This is a genomic window from Caulobacter sp. FWC26, assembly GCF_002742645.2.
Lineage (GTDB): Bacteria > Pseudomonadota > Alphaproteobacteria > Caulobacterales > Caulobacteraceae > Caulobacter.
The window spans coordinates 2,117,236-2,133,715 of sequence record NZ_CP033875.1 but is presented as its reverse complement, the minus strand read 5'-3'; the positions used below and the strand labels follow the sequence as shown (position 1 = coordinate 2,133,715).

20 protein-coding genes and 1 pseudogene are annotated in these 16,480 nt (G+C 66.0%); 6 read left to right on the top strand and 15 right to left on the bottom strand.

Annotation, left to right across the window (positions count from 1 at the left end):
* The first annotated feature begins 17 nt into the window (after nucleotides 1-17).
* Nucleotides 18-1,004, top strand: a complete 987-nt coding sequence (locus CSW63_RS11675; protein WP_099503547.1) for a bile acid:sodium symporter family protein — start codon at nucleotides 18-20, stop codon at nucleotides 1,002-1,004.
* A gap of 48 nt (nucleotides 1,005-1,052) precedes the next feature.
* The gene (locus CSW63_RS11670) at nucleotides 1,053-1,808 is read left to right on the top strand and encodes an SDR family NAD(P)-dependent oxidoreductase (RefSeq protein WP_099503548.1); all 756 of its coding nucleotides are present in this window, start codon (nucleotides 1,053-1,055) and stop codon (nucleotides 1,806-1,808) included.
* A gap of 38 nt (nucleotides 1,809-1,846) precedes the next feature.
* Here CSW63_RS11670 and der read toward each other — a convergent pair whose 3' ends face one another.
* The 14 genes from der to CSW63_RS11600 form a co-directional block, all read right to left on the bottom strand.
* Nucleotides 1,847-3,610 carry a ribosome biogenesis GTPase Der gene (der, locus tag CSW63_RS11665; RefSeq protein WP_099503551.1) on the bottom strand — a complete coding sequence of 588 codons (1,764 nt, stop codon included), beginning with the start codon at nucleotides 3,608-3,610 and terminating at the stop codon, nucleotides 1,847-1,849.
* 125 nt (nucleotides 3,611-3,735) lie between these two features.
* A complete protein-coding gene (locus CSW63_RS11660; RefSeq protein WP_099503553.1) occupies nucleotides 3,736-5,166 on the bottom strand; it encodes a PQQ-like beta-propeller repeat protein in 1,431 nt (476 codons plus the stop codon).
* Nucleotides 5,163-5,915: a tetratricopeptide repeat protein gene (locus tag CSW63_RS11655; protein ID WP_099503555.1), complete on the bottom strand. Its 753-nt coding sequence runs from the start codon at nucleotides 5,913-5,915 to the stop codon at nucleotides 5,163-5,165. Before CSW63_RS11655 ends, CSW63_RS11660 begins: the two co-directional genes overlap by 4 nt.
* Nucleotides 5,916-6,068: 153 nt before the next feature.
* Nucleotides 6,069-6,896 carry a 3-methyl-2-oxobutanoate hydroxymethyltransferase gene (gene panB, locus CSW63_RS11650; protein WP_099503557.1) on the bottom strand — a complete coding sequence of 276 codons (828 nt, stop codon included), beginning with the start codon at nucleotides 6,894-6,896 and terminating at the stop codon, nucleotides 6,069-6,071.
* Nucleotides 6,897-6,988: 92 nt separating this feature from the next.
* A complete protein-coding gene (locus CSW63_RS11645; protein WP_168193644.1) occupies nucleotides 6,989-7,369 on the bottom strand; it encodes a hypothetical protein in 381 nt (126 codons plus the stop codon).
* Nucleotides 7,362-7,937, bottom strand: coding sequence for an RNA polymerase sigma factor (locus CSW63_RS11640; protein WP_099503561.1), 576 nt, complete (start codon nucleotides 7,935-7,937; stop codon nucleotides 7,362-7,364). Before CSW63_RS11640 ends, CSW63_RS11645 begins: the two co-directional genes overlap by 8 nt.
* A 30-nt stretch (nucleotides 7,938-7,967) precedes the next feature.
* The gene (locus CSW63_RS11635) at nucleotides 7,968-8,360 is read right to left on the bottom strand and encodes a DUF6249 domain-containing protein (RefSeq protein WP_099503563.1); all 393 of its coding nucleotides are present in this window, start codon (nucleotides 8,358-8,360) and stop codon (nucleotides 7,968-7,970) included.
* Between the two features lie 109 nt (nucleotides 8,361-8,469).
* Nucleotides 8,470-8,778, bottom strand: a complete 309-nt coding sequence (locus tag CSW63_RS11630) for a hypothetical protein (protein ID WP_099503565.1) — start codon at nucleotides 8,776-8,778, stop codon at nucleotides 8,470-8,472.
* A complete protein-coding gene (locus tag CSW63_RS11625) occupies nucleotides 8,775-9,290 on the bottom strand; it encodes an RNA polymerase sigma factor (protein WP_099503568.1) in 516 nt (171 codons plus the stop codon). The genes CSW63_RS11630 and CSW63_RS11625 overlap by 4 nt, the downstream gene beginning before the upstream one ends.
* Complete coding sequence (locus tag CSW63_RS11620; RefSeq protein WP_099503570.1) at nucleotides 9,290-9,715, bottom strand: hypothetical protein; 426 nt, start codon at nucleotides 9,713-9,715, stop codon at nucleotides 9,290-9,292. The genes CSW63_RS11625 and CSW63_RS11620 overlap by 1 nt, the downstream gene beginning before the upstream one ends.
* Before the next feature lie 11 nt (nucleotides 9,716-9,726).
* A complete protein-coding gene (locus tag CSW63_RS11615) occupies nucleotides 9,727-9,906 on the bottom strand; it encodes a hypothetical protein (protein ID WP_099503572.1) in 180 nt (59 codons plus the stop codon).
* 43 nt (nucleotides 9,907-9,949) lie between these two features.
* Nucleotides 9,950-10,636 carry an HAD family hydrolase gene (locus CSW63_RS11610; protein WP_099503574.1) on the bottom strand — a complete coding sequence of 229 codons (687 nt, stop codon included), beginning with the start codon at nucleotides 10,634-10,636 and terminating at the stop codon, nucleotides 9,950-9,952.
* A 95-nt stretch (nucleotides 10,637-10,731) separates the two neighbouring features.
* Nucleotides 10,732-11,079: an ArsC family reductase gene (locus CSW63_RS11605; RefSeq protein ID WP_099503576.1), complete on the bottom strand. Its 348-nt coding sequence runs from the start codon at nucleotides 11,077-11,079 to the stop codon at nucleotides 10,732-10,734.
* Nucleotides 11,080-11,179: 100 nt separating this feature from the next.
* A complete protein-coding gene (locus CSW63_RS11600) occupies nucleotides 11,180-11,758 on the bottom strand; it encodes a 2'-5' RNA ligase family protein (protein WP_099503578.1) in 579 nt (192 codons plus the stop codon).
* A gap of 124 nt (nucleotides 11,759-11,882) precedes the next feature.
* Between CSW63_RS11600 and CSW63_RS11595 the strand changes: the two genes are divergently transcribed.
* From CSW63_RS11595 to CSW63_RS11580, 4 genes are all read left to right on the top strand, one after another.
* Nucleotides 11,883-12,266 carry a BlaI/MecI/CopY family transcriptional regulator gene (locus tag CSW63_RS11595; RefSeq protein WP_099503580.1) on the top strand — a complete coding sequence of 128 codons (384 nt, stop codon included), beginning with the start codon at nucleotides 11,883-11,885 and terminating at the stop codon, nucleotides 12,264-12,266.
* A complete protein-coding gene (locus tag CSW63_RS11590; RefSeq protein ID WP_099503582.1) occupies nucleotides 12,256-13,725 on the top strand; it encodes a M56 family metallopeptidase in 1,470 nt (489 codons plus the stop codon). Before CSW63_RS11595 ends, CSW63_RS11590 begins: the two co-directional genes overlap by 11 nt.
* 69 nt (nucleotides 13,726-13,794) lie before the next feature.
* On the top strand, nucleotides 13,795-15,324 hold the full coding sequence (locus tag CSW63_RS11585) for an FAD-dependent oxidoreductase (protein ID WP_099503584.1): 1,530 nt from the start codon (nucleotides 13,795-13,797) through the stop codon (nucleotides 15,322-15,324).
* A gap of 3 nt (nucleotides 15,325-15,327) precedes the next feature.
* Nucleotides 15,328-15,651 carry a hypothetical protein gene (locus tag CSW63_RS11580; protein WP_099503586.1) on the top strand — a complete coding sequence of 108 codons (324 nt, stop codon included), beginning with the start codon at nucleotides 15,328-15,330 and terminating at the stop codon, nucleotides 15,649-15,651.
* Between the two features lie 71 nt (nucleotides 15,652-15,722).
* Here the strand turns inward: CSW63_RS11580 and CSW63_RS11575 are convergent.
* Nucleotides 15,723-16,285 (bottom strand): annotated as a pseudogene (locus tag CSW63_RS11575) (DUF2147 domain-containing protein).
* Nucleotides 16,286-16,480 lie beyond the last annotated feature (195 nt).

Sequence of the window (16,480 nt, the reverse complement as noted above, 5' to 3'; positions counted from 1 at the left end):
GGACGAGGATTTTGTCCATGGGTTTCAAACGCCTGCTCGACAAGCTGAAGATCGAGCCCTACGTCATCGCCCTGTTCAGCATGGTCGTCCTGGCGTCGGTCCTGCCCGTACGTGGCGTGGCGGCCGAGGGGCTGTCGATCGTTGTCAAACTGGCGATCGCCCTGCTGTTCTTCCTGCACGGGGCAAAGCTGTCGCGCGAAGCCGTGGTGGCGGGCGTCACCCACTGGCGTCTGCATCTGACGATCCTGGCGTTCACCTTCGTCATGTTCCCGGTTCTGGGCCTGGTCGCCAGCAAGCTGGGCGTCTTGTCGTCGACCCTGGCGGCGGGGATGCTGTTCCTGTGCTGCCTGCCCTCGACGGTGCAGTCCTCGATCGCCTTCACCTCGATCGCCCGCGGCAACGTCGCCGCAGCGGTCTGCGCGGCTTCGGCCTCAAACCTCTTTGGTATCTTCGTCACACCCGTCTTGGTCGGCGTGCTGATGCACACCCAAGGCGGTGCGGCCGGCGGCTGGAAATCCATCCAGGACATCGTCGTCCAGCTGCTGTTGCCCTTCATCGTGGGCCAGCTGGCCCGTCCGCTGGTCTCCAAATGGATCGAAAAGCACAAGCAGCTGGTCGGCTACGTCGATCGCGGATCGATCCTGCTGGTCGTCTACGCCGCCTTCAGCGAGGCGGTCGTCGGCGGCATCTGGAGCAAGGTCTCGGCGCTGGAGATGGTCGCCCTCTTCATCACCTGCTGCGCGCTGCTGGCGGTCGTGTTGGCGGCGACGACCTATGGCGCTCGGGCGCTTGGATTCTCGAAGGAAGACGAGATCACCATCATCTTCTGCGGCTCGAAGAAGAGCATGGCCACGGGCGTGCCCATGGCTGGGATTTTATTTCCCGGCGCCACGGCGGGTATCATCGTGCTGCCCTTGATGATCTTCCACCAGATCCAGCTGATGGCCTGTTCGGTGATCGCCCAGCACTATGCGACGCGGCCGCGCCAGACCGCAGAAGCTTAAGGGCTTCCGCTGGTTTTCGTTTCGACTTCCCTGCACTAGAACGCCCCCATGACCTCTGACTCCTCCAAGCCGCTGGCCGGCCGCATCGCTCTTGTTACCGGCGCCACGCGCGGCATCGGGGGAGCCGTCGCGTTGGGCTTGGCCGAGGCCGGCGCCCATGTGATCGCCGTGGGCCGCACCCAGGGCGCTCTAGAGGCGCTGGACGACGCCATCCTTCAGGCGACAGGTGAACGCGCTACGCTCGTGCCGCTGGACCTGCGCGAGCCCGACGGTCTGGACCATCTGGGCGCCGCCATCCACCGGCGCTGGGGCAAGCTCGACATCCTGGTCGGCGCGGCCGGCGTCCTGGGTCCTCTGACGCCCGTCAGCCATCTCGAGCCGAAGGGGTGGGACATGATCCTGTCCACCAACTTGACGGCCAACTGGCGCCTGATCCGCGCCATGGACCCGCTGCTGCGAGCGTCGGATGCGGGTCGCGCCCTGTTCTTCTCCAGCAGCGTCGCCAAGACGCGCCCGGCGTTCTGGGGGGCCTATACGGCGACCAAGGCGGCTCTGGAGGCGATCGTCGACGTCTATGCTGACGAGATGGAGAACACCACGGTGCGCGCCTTCTGCGTCGATCCGGGCGCGATGCGCACCAAGATGCGCTCGGCCGCGTTCCCGGGCGAAAATCCCGCGACCGTTCCGGCGCCGGAGACGATCGCCCCGTTTATCGTCGACCTGCTGCGCACCGACCGCCCCGCGCCCAAGGGCGTGGTCCGCTTCAAGGAACGCGGGCAGGAGTCGGCGTCGATCGACGCCTGACCGGAGAACGGCGGCCCGAAGGGGGCGGCTGCGGCCTGCTAGCGCCCCTTCGACTTCGGACCAGTATTGCCGCGCACCGTGCGCGCCCCCGCCGTCGGACGCTTTGGCCCGGCCGCTTTGCCGCCGGCCGCCTTCGCGCCGACCTTGTAGCTTGGCGTGGTGGAGACCTTCTTCTGGGCGCGCGGCCCCTTGGCCTTCACCGACTTGACCGCAGCCTTGCCGGGTTCGGCCGCAACGGCGGTGTCGCGCGCGGCAGGCTTGGCGACGGCTGGGCCCTTCTTCTTCACAGACTTTACCGCAGCCTTGCCCGGATCCGGCAGCCCGGCGGCTTCCGCCGCCTTAGCGGCGGCCTCTTCAGCCAGGCGCTTGGACTTCTTGACCGTGTTGCGCGAGGCGCGAATGCGCTCTTCTTCCCGCTCGCGACGTTCGAACTCGCGCTTGCCACGACCGCTGTGCCCTTTGGCTTCGCCATCCGCATAGGGGTTGGCGCCCGACTTCACGGTGATCCGCAGCGGCACCCCCGGCAGATCGAAGCTTTCCCGCAGGCTGTTCACCAGATAGCGCCGGTAGTGATCCGGCATCTGGTCGGCGCGGCTGGAGAACAGCACGAACGTCGGCGGCCGCGCCTTGGTCTGGGCCATGTACTTGGGCTTGACCCGCTTGCCGTTCACGGCCGGCGGCGGGTGCCGCTGCATGGCCATCTGCAGCCAGTCGTTGAGGTCGCGGGTCTTGACCTTGGTCGACCAATCGCGGTGCGTCTTGATGACGGCCGGCATCAGGTGGTCGATGCCCTTGCCCGTCTCGCCCGATAGCGCCACGACGGGCGCGCCGCGCAGCTGGGGCAGCATGCGCTCGGCATGCTCGCGGAAGGCCGTGAGGTGCGCGGCCTGATCCTCGATCAGGTCCCACTTGGCCAGCACGAACACCACGGCCCGCCCTTCCCGCTCCGCCAGGTCGGCGATCTGCAGGTCCTGGATTTCGAACGGGTGGGTGGCGTCCATCACCAGCAACACCACCTCGGCGAAGGTGATCGCGCGGATCGTGTCTGCGGTCGACAGCTTCTCGAGCTTGTCTTGCACCTTGGCCTTGCGGCGCAGGCCAGCGGTGTCGACCAGACGGATCTTGCGACCATCCCACTCCCAGTCCACCGAGATGGAGTCGCGCGTGATGCCGGCCTCTGGGCCGGTCAGCAGGCGATCTTCACCCAGCAGGCGGTTGACGAGGGTCGACTTGCCCGCGTTCGGGCGACCGATGATCGCAATGCGGATCGGCTTGCTGTCGTCGTCTTCGTCGTCGGTTTCTTCCGCCTGCGGCTCGAAGGCCAAAAGCGCGGCGTACAGTTCCGCCATGCCCTCGCCGTGCTCGCCGGAGATCGGGATCGGTTCGCCCAGGCCGAGGCGGAACGCTTCGCCGGCGCCGGCCTCGCCCGCCTTGCCCTCGGCCTTGTTGGCCGCGACGATCACCGGCTTGTCGCGCTTGCGCAGAATGGCCGCGAACACCTCGTCGAGCGCAGTCACGCCCTCACGGCTATCAAAGACGAACAGCGAGACGTCCGCCTCCTCGATTGCGGCCTCGGTCTGGGCGCGCATACGCGCTTCCAGACTGGAGTCATCGACATCCTCGAAGCCTGCGGTGTCGATGAGCTCGAGCTCAAGATCTCCGAGGTTGCCGGAGGCGTAGCGGCGGTCGCGCGTGACGCCCGGCTGGTCGTCGACGATCGCCAGCTTCTTGCCGGCAAGACGGTTAAACAGCGTGGACTTGCCCACATTAGGGCGGCCGACGATGGCGAGTTTCAAAGGCATAGGCGTCCAGTAGTCGATTTTCGCCCCTATCGCAAAAGGGAGCCGAAAAAGCGAAGGCCCGGGCCGGCTTTCGCCGACCCGGGCTTCAAGGGCTTTGGCCTCTGGTCCTGCGGAGGACCAGACGGCTAACGGATGGCGACGAGCTCCGCGTCGTCGGTGACGAGGTAGATCATGTCGCCCACAGCGATCGGGTTCAGCAGCACCGGCGAGCCGATCTTCAGCGTCTTTTCCTTGGCGCCGGTCTTGGCGTTCAGGGCGACGGCCTCACCTTCGCTGGAGACCGTGATCAGCCGGCCGTTGGCCAGGATGGGGGTCGACCAGAGGCGCGGCTTCTTGGCGCGCTTCTTCTTTTGCTTCTTGGAGAGGTTGGCCGAGTCGTTGAGGTCTTGGATCCAATAGACCGCGCCGTTCTCGCGCGACACGCAGATCACCTGCCCGGCCTTGTCCACCACATAGACGACGTCACCGGCCGCCCAAGGCGTCGTGATGGCGGTCACCGGCAGGCTCCAGCGGGCCTGACCCGAACGGAGATCGGTCGCCGCGAACACGCCCGAGTGGCTGACCGCGAACACGTCGCCCTTATAGATGACGGGACGCCCGGGAATGTCGCGGATTTCCGACAGCGCATTGGTGCGACTGGCGCGGCTGAGCGCCTCGCTCCACAGGTCGTTGCCGTTGGCGGCGCGCAACGCGATCAGTTCGCCCGAGGCGAAGCCCGACACCACGGTGTCGCCGCTGACGGCCGGGGTCGAGGCCGCCAGAATCCGGGCAGGCTCGCTGAGGGCCTGATAGGTCCAGCCCGGCACCCCCGTCTCGGCGGCGAAGGTCAAGAGCTCGTTGTCGGTCGAGACCACGAAGACGCGCCCGTCGACGACGGTCGGCGCGGCGTGGACCGGGGTCGAGGTCGGCTGGGTCCAGCCCATGGCGCCGGTCGCGGCGTCGATCTGGGCGACGAAGCGGAAGCCCGAAGCCACGTACAGTTTGTTGTCGGGGCTGAGGGCAAGGCCGCCGCCGAAGCCCGTGCGGTCGTTCTTCTTGGGGATCAGCCCCATGAAGCCGCCCTTGCGGGTCGGACCAGCAGCCGGTCGAAGATCCTTGCGCCAGATCGTGGCGCCCGAGCGCGCATCCAGCGCCACCACGTCCGCTTCGCCATCCATGACGAAGATGCGGTCGGCGGACGCCACCGGGGGCGCGGTGACATGGAACTTGGCGCCGGCCTTCTTCCCGAAACCCTTCTTCCAGGCGATCTCGAACGCTTTGCCGGCGTCGACGTGCTCGATGGACTGCTCGGCGTTGCCGCCCGGCAAGCGCCACTCCGCCTGCACCGTGGGATCGGGCAGGAAGAAGTCGGCGCCCTTCAGCGACTCATTGGCTTCGACCTTCTGGTCGAAGGCGATGATGGAGATGCGCTGCCCCTGGCTGGCGGTGCTCTTGTTCTTCTCACCCTTGTCGAAGGGGTTGAGTTTGGAGACCGTCGAACAGCCGGAAACAGCCATCGCGGTCGACATCAGCGCGACCAGCGCCACGGAACGCTTGGAGATCATTTTATGGCTCATTGGGCGGCGTTCGGGGCGACGGCGGGCGGCAATTGCATCATCGGCGGAGTCTTCGGAAGGGCCGCGGCGGCCTTCACCGCGCCCGGCAGGGCCTTGGCGGAACCGGAGTCGATCAGTTGCATCGCCGCCTGGGCGCGCTGCCGAACGGCCTCAGACGTGTTGGCGTCGAGCGAATTGGCCAGAATGACGAAATCCGCCCGCGCGCCCGCCAGATCACCGGCCTGCAGTTTGGCGAAGGCCAGGGCCTCCTTGGCGTACACGCGGTACGGGCTCTTTTCCCCCGCCAAAGGCGTCAACCTCGTCTCGATATCCTTGTACGAGGCGGTGTCCATCAGAGCGAAGGCGGATTTGAGGCGCGCCAGGTCGCCGATCATCGCGTTCGGCGCGACCTTGGCCGCCTCGTCGAAATAGGCGACGGCCTCCTTGGTCTTGCTTTCCTCGAGGCGGATGGCGCCCATCTGCATCAGCGCCAGCGACTTGTAGCCCTTGGCGTTGATGTCGGCGACGCTCTTGAAACCGTCGAACGCCTTGGCCGGCCCCTGCTTCTGAGCGGTTTCCAAGGCAGCCTGGTAAGCCTGCGAAGCCTTGTCGGCCTGATCGGTCTGATAGGTGCGCCATCCCCAGAAGCCGCCCACGCCGATCACCGCCGCCGCAGCAGCCGCCGCCACCCAGGGCAGCGACTTCTTGGCTAGCGTGCGGTAGCGCTCCGCCCGAAGCTGTTCTTCGACTTCGTCAAAAACATCGACCACGAAACGAGGCTCCGAAAACAGGCTCTGGCCCTTGGACGCTCCTCGCGACTGCGAAGAACCCCACCGGGTTTAGGACAGATTGTGGCGGACGAAGGGCCGTCCGCCCGAGGCGGCGAACCTATAGCGTGCCGCGCGCGGTCGCAACGCGCCGTTTCAAGGCTTCTTGGCGTAGTAGGTTTCCGCCGGTCCGGGGAAGCTCCGGTCGCGAACGTCGCTGGCGTACTGCGCGGCCGCCCGTTCGATCTGGGTCTTCAGATCGGCGTAGCGCCGAACGAACTTTGGCGTCCAGTCGAACAGGCCCAGCATGTCGTCGACGACCAGCACCTGACCATCGCAACCAGCCGAGGCTCCGATGCCGATCGTCGGCACGGACACCGACTCGGTGACCTCGCGCGCCAGGCTCTCGGCGACGCCCTCGACGACGATGGCGAAGGCTCCGGCTTCGGCGGTCAGACGCGCCTCTTCCAGCACCTTGGCGCGCCCCGCGTCGTCCTTGCCCTTCGCCTTGAAGCCGCCCTCCAGCAGCACGGCCTGAGGCCGCAGACCAACATGGCCCATGACTGGCACGCCACGCTGGGTGAGGTAGGCGATGGTCTCGGGCACAGTCGGACCGCTTTCGACCTTCACCGCCTGAGCGCCCGTCTCCTTCATGATGCGGACCGCGTTGGCGTAGGCCTCTTCGTGCGAAGCCTCGTACGAGCCGAACGGCATGTCGATCACGACCATGGCCTTGCGGGAGCCCCGCATGACGGCTTGACCATGCAGGATCATCATCTCCATCGTCACGCCAACCGTATTCGGCAGGCCATGGACGACCATGCCAAGCGAATCGCCCACCAGCAGGACGTCGCAAGCCTCGTCCAGCGCCCCAGCGACCGGGGCGGTGTAGGCTGTCAGGCAGACAATGGGCACGCCGCCTTTGCGGGCGGCGATGTCGGGGGCGGCCAGGCGGCGGACCGTCTCTTCACGATGGGCGGACAGGGCGAACCCTCCCTAAGACGCTTTTGGGCGCCGTTTGTGGGCGAGATCGCGTCGCACCGCAACATGAACAGCGATAAGACGTCGAGAACCCCTTAGAAATCCTCGACCACACGGGTCACCGCGAAGGCTAGGGCGACAACCGCCAGGCCGGCGGCCAGCCAAACCGCCTCGGCGCTCGACGGCGTGCTCAGCAGAGCGGTGAGCTTGGCCCATCCGCCATTGATCTCCGCCTCCAGGCCGTGGCTGCCGTCGCGGGAGAGCTGGGCCAGCTCGCTCGAGAACCGGCTACCGAAGATCTGCACCGCGCCGATCAGGCCCGCGCCCGTTCCTGCAACGGCGATGAACATCCGTCGCATGGCCCAGCCGCGGTCCAACTTGGCCGCGACCTCCGCGTTGAACAGCGCCGCGTCCGGAAACGACGGCGGTTCGGCGAACATGCGGGTCAGTTGCGCTTCGAAATCGGGTTCAGCCATGAGCTTCCCTCCTCGCGCCCTCATCCGGTCGGGCGAGTTTCGCCCGAAGTTTGTCCAAACCACGTTTGACATGGGATTTCACCGTGCCGATCGGGATATTCAACGCCTCGGCCGCCTCGCCATGGGACCAATCGGCCCCGTAGCACAGCGAAACGCACAGCCGTTCACCCCGAGACAGGCTCTTCAGCGCCTCGTCGAGATCGATACGGCTGGCGGCGTCGCCGGACGCATCTCGTATGGAAATCTCTTCGAGGGGCTCGACATTGTCCGAGAAGATCAGCCGCGCCTCACGTTTCACGCGCTTTAGATAGAGCCGCGCGGCGATCTTCTTGATCCAGGCGCCGAAGGTCCCCTCGCCCCGAAACTCGGCAACCTGTTCGAAGCCGGTCATGAAGGCGTCCTGAGCCAGATCATCGGCCGTAGCGGACTCCGCGCCCATACGACGCAGGAGACCGCGGACGGCCGAGCCGTGCCGTCGAACGAGCTCCCCATAGGCCCGCCGGTCACCCGCTGCTGCTTGTGCGGCGAGTTCGACGTCATGACCGGTCGGCGGGCGTTCCATGCCCATTGGTACAAGCCCCTCCCAAGGCCTCGGGCGCTAGACCCGCGCTTCCTTGTTCGGATTGAAAAAGCTCAAAACGATAAACGCGACGCCAATGACGGCGGGGATGCAGGCGATGCCGAAGCCGTCGAAATCACCACTGCCGCTGATGAAGTCGCCGAAATAGGTCGCCAGCCCGACGCCGATGCCAACCGCCAGCCAGATGACACCGGTCCGCAGATCGCGCAGGCGGGTCGGCGGCATCTTCACGTTACGGGTCATGGCCTCGATCACTTCCTGCGGGACCGGCTGCCCCTTCTCGATGGCGAGACGGAGCGTCGCCTGCATTTCCATCCGCTCCTTGCTCTTGAGGTACAGGGGCACACAGACGACGGCGCAGATCATCGCGAAGAGCGCGACGGGGACGATGATTTCGGGACCCATTTTCAAATCCTCCTAGTTTCTCGTTCGACGACGCTCCGCGCCGCCTTCACTGGTAAGAGGGCTTCAAGGCTCCGTTTGGAGGCGCCCCGCGCCATGAAACTTTCGTAAGGCGAAACTAGCCGAAGCGCAGGCCCAGGCCGCGCCAGACAGCCGGTCCTCCCGCCAACAGGATAGCAGCGGCGAACACGAGCATCGCGGCGGCCGGGGTGAAGGTCGACGCGAAGGCCGAAGCGGCCAGATTGAGAACGGGCGAGCAAGCCCAGAGCACCACCGCCAATACGGCCGTGACGAGGGTCACGAACGCCAGCCGCTCAAGGAATATCCGGCGCTCGATCCGCTTCATGACCTCGGCTGAGAATATCGCCGCACGGCTCTGCTGGGGCGCCTCCGCCAGAAAGGCCGAGAGTTGATCATCCAGGGTCATGGCGCGCCTTTCAAAACAGCCAGCAGCCGCTCGCGGCCACGGGCAACATGCGACTTGACGGTCCCGAGGGGAAGCCCCAGAGCGTCGGACGCCTCGGCGTGTGACCATCCCTGGCCAAGACAGAGGGTGACGCAGGCGCGCTGGTCCGCCGGCAAGGTCGCCAGCGCGGCTTCCAGCGCCAGACGGTCCTCGGCGGCGACCTCGGCGGCGGCCTCCAGCACTTGTTCGCCGCGCCAGGCCTCGTCGCGCGCCGCAGCGCGCTTAACGCCGCGCCGATGACCGAGCGCCTTGCGCCAGGCGACGCCGTAGAGCCACCCCCGAAAGCCGTCGTCATCCCGGAGCTTGTTCAGGCCTGACCACGCCGCCACGAGAGCTTCCTGAGCGATATCGTCCGCGTCGATCCAGCCGCTCTTGCGGAGAAACCCTCGCAATGGCTTCTCATGGAGCGCCACGAGACGAGCGAAAGCGGCTTGGGAGCCCGCGCGCGCCTGTCGGACGAGCGCGGCCTCCATCAGAGACCGGGCCGATTCCGGTCGAACAACACATGGACCAGGGACGCCGCGCTGAGCGCGGCCATCACGAAGGCCACGATCGTGAACGCCTGCCCCTCGCCGTACATGTCGCTGACGGCGGCGTAGCCAAAGCCCAGCCCCATGATCCCGAACAGCACCGCCTGGTACCAACCGCGTTCGCGACCGCGATAACGGCGCCGACGACGGCCTTCGAAGCCGTCGTCGTTCTCATCGAAGTTGAAGCGCTTGTCGATGCGCGCCAGCAATTCGGGCGGCGGCTCGCGACCGGCGGCGGCGTAGGTCTTGATCAGGTCCAGCGCCTCGCGGTTGGCGCGATACGACAGCCAGGACTGCCACGCGCCGAAAACGAACCAGCTCAGCGGGAAGATCAGCCACCAGAACTGACGAAAGAGATCCTCGGACATCGATGTTTCCCTCAGCGCTTGAGTTGGCCCAGCAGCGCCGGCGACGGCTCCTGCCCTCGGGCGGCGAGTTCACGAAGCGTGCGGATCGTCTCCAGGCGCGCGCGGCAATCAAGCCAGGCTCGGAAGGCGCCCAAGGCGATAAAGCTGACGGCAAATAGCAGCCACCAGAAATCTCGAAACAGGTCTGTCACAGGACTCCCCTCCTTGCAGCGCGATCCTCCGCGCTTTCGAAGGTTAGTCGCCGCCAACCGCCGTCTTGGATGCGCCGACGTAGGAAATAATTTCGGACATCGAATTGAAAGACACGGTCGGACCGTGCTGGGCCAGGATCGAGGGCTTGGCGTAGCCCCAACCGACGGCGCCGCAGTCCAGGCCGACGGCCCGGGCCGCTTCAATGTCACGGGTCTCGTCGCCGATACAGATGATCTTGTCGCGCGCGACGCCCTGCCGGGTGACCTGCTTGAACTTGCGCGCCTTGCCAAAAAGCGACGCGCCGCAGGCATAGAGGCTGATCAGGTTTCCCAGCTCCTCACCCAGGACGCGCCGGATCACCGTCTCGCTATTGGAGCTGACCACCGCGATCTTCACGCCGGCGGCGTGCAGGGCGCGGAGCATCTTCTCCGTTTCCGGGAACAGCGGGATCGTGTGGGCGTCGGCGGCCATAAGCTTCTTGCCGGCGCGCGCGATCAGCGGGAGCTTCCACGGCGAAACGCCCAGATAGCGGATGACCTCGCGCGTACTGCGTCCCCGCAGCATCTCGATCTCTTCGTCGGTGACCGTCTTGAAGCCGTAGCGGCGGGCCATGGGATTGACGGCGCGCATCATCCACGCGGCGCTGTCCGCCAGCGTGCCGTCGAAGTCGAAGATGACCAGCTCGTATCGCGAGACGGCGTTCTTCCCCACGCGCGCAATGTCCTCCATGAGCTCGCACCAAACGAGCCTCATCCCACTGATAGACTGATCCGTCGCCGGATGTCGTCTTAAACTTCGCTAGACAAGGCGCGGAGAGGCTGAAGCTAACCGAGCGCCGCCGCGTAAAGATCGGGCTTGAAGCCCACGAGGCGGCGCTCACCCAAATCCAGAATCGGACGTTTGATCATCGACGGCTGGGCCAGCATCAGGTCCACGGCCTTGCTCGCGTCAACGCCCAAGCGGTCGGCTTCTGGCAGCTTGCGGAACGTGGTCCCCGCGCGGTTCAGAACGACCTCCCAGCCGTGTTCGGCGACCCAGGCCTCAAGCCGCCCCCGGTCAATGCCGGCGGTCTTGTAGTCATGGAACAGATGGGTCCGACCATGGTCGTCCAACCACTTGCGGGCCTTGGCGACCGTGTCGCAGTTCTTGATGCCATAGAGGGTGAGAGTCATGGGTCGTCCTGGCGCGTCGAATCTCTTAGCGCCTGTTCCTGCCATCGCCTCGCTCAGCGTAACAGGTCGATCCCGCGCAGCGCAGCCATACCGGCTGATCTCAGTCCAACACCCATTCCCGAAGGATCACGTGCTGGGTCCGCCCCAGCTTGCTCTGCACCAAGGCGAAGCGATCGATGGTCCAGGGGATCGGCGCAATCGGCTGTTCGACCACGATGCGCTCATCGTAGAGCAAGGTGACGTGCGGCGTGAAGCTACGGTCGGGTCGTAGAGCGGCGGCGGCCATCTTCTCACCCAGCGCCTTCTGGAACGCGACCAGCGAACCCAGCCCCTGCCCGCCCTGCAATGTGAAAGGGTTGTTTCCCAGCCGGTTGGCGAAACTGAGAGCGCGATCGAAGATCACTTCAAAGGACGAGGCGCTCAGCGCGTCACCCGCCACAACGCCTTTGCCGACAGTATCGTGCGGCAGGCCGACATAGTCGCCGAGGTGGTGCAGCGTGACGTGGAGGCGCTCGGTCTGCAGCAGCCCTCCGCGCAGGCCAAGACTGGCCTTCAAGCGAGCGGCCTCCCCCGCGATCCGCGCCGCCGTCGTCGCGTCCGGATACAGCAGGAACATCAGTCGATCCGTCGGCGTCGGCGGATCAAATCCGGGCAGACCCAACTGAAGCGTCTCTGGCATCGCGTACTCCTTCCGGCAGCCCCCCGTAAGCTGCTTCGAACGCGGCTCCAACGCCGCATTACATTTCGTTTACGCACGTAATCGATCCCTTGACGCGATCGTTTACGTGCGTAAACGTTGCATCATGGAAACGACCCCACACCGCATCAGCGCCGCCGAGAGCGAAGTCATGAAGGTCCTGTGGACCGACAGCCCCAAACCGGCCGAGGAGCTTCTGGTTATCTTGGCCAAGGAGCAAGGCTGGGCGGAAGGCACGGTGAAGACGCTGCTGAACCGTCTGTTGAAGAAGGGCGCCATCGCCGCCGACAAGGATGGTCGCCGTTTCCTCTATCGCCCCCTGATCGGCCGCGAAGACTATGTCGACGCCGAGAGCCAGGGCTTGCTGGACCGACTGTTCGATGGCCGGCTAGCGCCCCTCGTCAGTCACTTCTCAAAGCGCGAGAAGCTCAATCCTGAAGACGTCGCGGAACTCCGCCGACTGCTGGAGAACATCGACGATGGCCAGTGACATCCTGCTGTTCCTCGGCAAGGCCAATATCGCGCTCGCGGCGGCCGTGCTTTTGGTGCTGGCGCTGCGAAGACTGGTCCGCAAGGCGTTCGGCGCGCGCAGCGCCTACGCGCTGTGGCTGATCGCTCCGCTCTCGGTCGCCGCGCTGCTGATCCCGGCCCGTACCATCGCGCTGCCGGCCCCGACCGCACCGGCGGCGATCACAACAACAACCCCGCAGCCCTCGCCCGCAGCGGCGGCGGCGGCGCGCGACGTCTCCGCCCGCTCCGCGCCAAGCCTTCCTATCGCGGAGATCTTGTTGGCCTTCTGGCTGATCGTGGCCGGCGGCGGCCTTGTGCTCCAGACCGAGCGACAGCGCCGGTTCGTCCGCGAACTGGGGGCACTGAGCGTCGCCGATGAAACGGGCCTACTCCGCTCTGAGAAACAGGGCGTCGGCCCGGCCGTCATCGGAGCCCTGACGCCGCGCGTCGTGCTGCCCGCCGACTTTCACCTGCGATACACCGCCGAGGAACAGGCGCTGATCCTAGCCCACGAGCGCAACCATCTCGCTGCGGGAGACGCCCAGATCAACGCGCTCGTCATGGGCCTGCAATGCCTGTTCTGGTTCAACCCCGTTGTCCATCTGGGCGCGGCCGCTCTGCGCGTCGATCAGGAGATCGCGTGTGACGAAGCCGTGCTCGCCCGCCATCCGAAAACCCGCCGCGCCTATGGCGAAGCCATGCTGAAGACGCAGCTAGCCACCTGCGCTCCGCCCCTGGGCTGCCACTGGCCGGCCTCCGCCAACCCGCAATTGAAGGAGCGTTTCATCATGCTCGCGCACCATCACACCGATCGTCGACGTCATCTGGCCGGGGCCGCAGCCGTGGTGCTGCTCAGCATGAGCGGCGCCGCTGCAACCTGGGCCGCCCAACCCGCCCGCGTCGTACAACAATCGGCCGAGGACGCGCGTCGCGCCGTGTCCCGCCATCTCGGCCAGCCGCTGTTCGATGCGGTCCGCCGCCACGATCTTGGAAGCGTCCGAGAGCTGATCGCGCTCGGCGCCAACGTCAACTACATCTCACGGGGCGACGGTTCTCCGTTGATCGAAGCCGCCCGGACCGGCCAGGCCGACACGGTCAAGGCGCTTCTCGCCGCCGGCGCCGATCCCAGCCTGGCCGTGCGGGGTGACGGCGACCCATTGATCCAAGCCTCGCAGGCCGGCCGTCTCGATATCGTGCGCGCCCTGGTCGAGAGCGGCGCGAACGTGGAATCCTTCGTGCCCGGCGACGAAACACCCCTGATCGGCGCCGCGCGCCGGGGCGACCTCGCGGTCGTGAAGTACCTCGTTGAGCGCGGCGCCGACGTAAACCGCGCGGTGCTGGCCAATCCAGGCGAGATGCGGTCTCCGCTCGGCATGGCCCGCAAGAACGGTCACGGCGCGGTCGCGGACTATCTTAAGAGCCGGGGAGCCCGCGGCTAACGCCGCGGCGCGCGGCCGAGCCGCGCGTCCCCCTCTATTTCCCCTCTGAAAATCAGCGAGTTTTCAACGATGGCGATCATCGACGCCCGAGCCTTGCCTGACGCCAGCCACCTGGAGGCCGATCTCGTGATTATCGGCGGCGGCCTAGCCGGGATCACCCTGGCCAAGGAACTGGCCGGCAGTCCCTTGAAGATCATCGTCCTGGAAAGCGGCGGCCTCGAAATGGAGCCCGAGACCCAGGCGCTTTATGCGGGGTCCTGCGTGCAGAAGGCTGATGGCGCCAAGGATCGCCCTCTGGACAACTACCCGGTCCAGTCACGTGTTCGCGCCCTTGGCGGATCCGGGCACGTCTGGGGCGGCAAGTGCGGGCCGCTGGATCCGGCCGACTTCGCCGAGCGTCCCTGGATCCCCAACAGCGGTTGGCCCGTCACGCGCGAGCAGATGCAGGGCTACTATGATCGCGCTTGCGACCTGCTGGAGATCGATCGTTTCCCCCTGAAACGGCCGACCACGACGGCCGAGGCGCTGCAACCGCTGGCGCTGGACGATGAGGACGGGTTTTTCCCCGCGCCCCGCGTATTCGCCCGGATATCGGGACGAGCCGACAAGCCGGCGTTCGATCGCTTCCGCACCCAATTCGCTGACGCGCCCAACATCACCGTCTATCTGTACGCCAATGTCGTCCGCATTAGACGTGAGCGGGACATCGTCACCGGCCTCGAGGTCGCCTGTCTCGACGGCAAACGCCACACGGCCAAGGCTGCGCGCTACGTGCTGGCGACCGGGGGGATCGAGAACGTGCGCCTTCTGCTGGCGTCCGACAACCTGGGCAACCGCCATGATCTCGTCGGGCGCTTCTTTCAGGGGCACCTGACGTACTCGAACGACAGCGACACGCAGCGCGAAGGCTCCGCCTTCGCCGCGTCCAGGGCCGCGCCTCTGGATCTCTACGCGCCCGCGCAGAGGATCGCGCCTCATTGCGTAATCGGCGCCGGCCTTGCGGCGCAAAAGCGCATGCAGACGGGTAACTTCACCGCCACCCTGTTCCGCGCCAACTTCTCGAATACTGACCCGACAATCGCTGCGGACACTCAGACGCTCGGCAAGGGGGCCGCCAAGCTCGATCGGGGGCAGGATCAATCAAACCTGCTCGGCTTCTTCGCCATGACCGAGCATTTTCCCAACCCCGATAGCCGGATCACGCTGGATCCCGACCAGAGGGACGCGCTGGGTACGCCACGGATTCGCCTGACCTGGGTTCACGGCAAAAAGGACTTCGAGGATCTGGAGCGTTCCATCGACGGGCTCGCGAACGCCTTGGGCGCATCCGGCGAAGGGCGGCTGTGCTGGTCGCTTCGGCGCGACGAACTGCTGGCCGCGTCCAGCGCCTCCCGCCACCACATGGGGACAACCCGAATGCACCGAGATCCCAAGAAGGGCGTCGTCGACATCAACGGAAGGCTTCACGAAGCCCGCAACCTCTATGTCGCCGGCAGTTCGGTTTTTCCAACCTCCGGGATCGTCAACCCCACCCTCACCATCCTGGCGCTGACCCTTCGTCTGGCCGACCACCTCAAGTCCGAAAAGAAGGCCGCCTGACAAATGAGCACTCGACGAGATCTACTGGCCGCTCTCATGGCCCTGGCGGCAGCGCCCGGCTTCTCCGCCGCCGCGCCATCCTTGCCCGACCTTGACCGCAACGCGGTGCGCCGCATCGGCCAGGCTTGGCGCGACAGCCACCCTGAAGCGACCGAGCGGACGCTTTCGGCTAGACTGTTTCCCGCTGGTCGCGGACCCGAGGCCCTGCCGGCCCTGCGCGCAGCCGTCGCCGCCGACTTCCGGGCCGGGAGAATTTTCATTCATCGTGGCTGGCGCCTCTCCGACACCGAGGGCGCGCTTTTCGCCCTGTTGGCCATGGAGACCTAGTCGAAGCACCGCCTGGATTGGCATCCCGCGCCGAGCGCCAAGCTCAGCGGGGGGCTGAACAGGCTGGGCGCTCAGAGCGCCCGACCGCTCACCGTCGAGGCCGCTTCGACGCGGGTCCAGACCTGCGACTTGCACAGGAAGTTGGGCAGCAAGCACCCCTTGGCGCGCAGTGCGGCGCGGTCCAACAGGCGTACCTGACCCGAGAAGGTCATGTTCAGGTCGGGGACGAAGACCTTGCCCCTCCACTCGTTGTCGCCCGAAGCTGAGAAGTCGCGAAGGAGCTGCATCCCGACCAGCCCCTGATTGCTGCCCTTTTTGACATCCGCCTGCGCTTCGGCGTTCGCCCATACCACATAGCCGCAGGTGCCGGCGCCACAGGGCTTGATCTCGATGTGGACGCTGCCCTTGGGATTGCGCCAGACGCCGAAGATGTCGCTGGGCCGCGCGGGACCTGCATCGGCCGCGAGCGCCGGCCCGGCTACGCTCATCGCGCTCATCACCGCGACGATGGACGCCATAGACAAAATTCGGCTCATCGCGGTCGCCTTCTTGCCGTCACGAAACACAATCTGCCTGAAGCTAGACGTTCAAGGGGAAGAGGTGAAGCGGTCGAAAATGAGCCCCCCGCCTCCACCGCAAGAAACACGGCGCGATGCAGGAACCATGTCGGCGCGAACGCGTTGAAACGCCACGCGTTGTTTCGCGTCCCGGGGGCGTTGTGTTTTTCTCGAATGCAGACTTTACGCCACCAGGGCGTATGGCGCCGCGCTCTTCGACGCGACTGACGCCCGCTGCTAGCGAACACGTCGCAGCGCCTTCCTCGCTACCT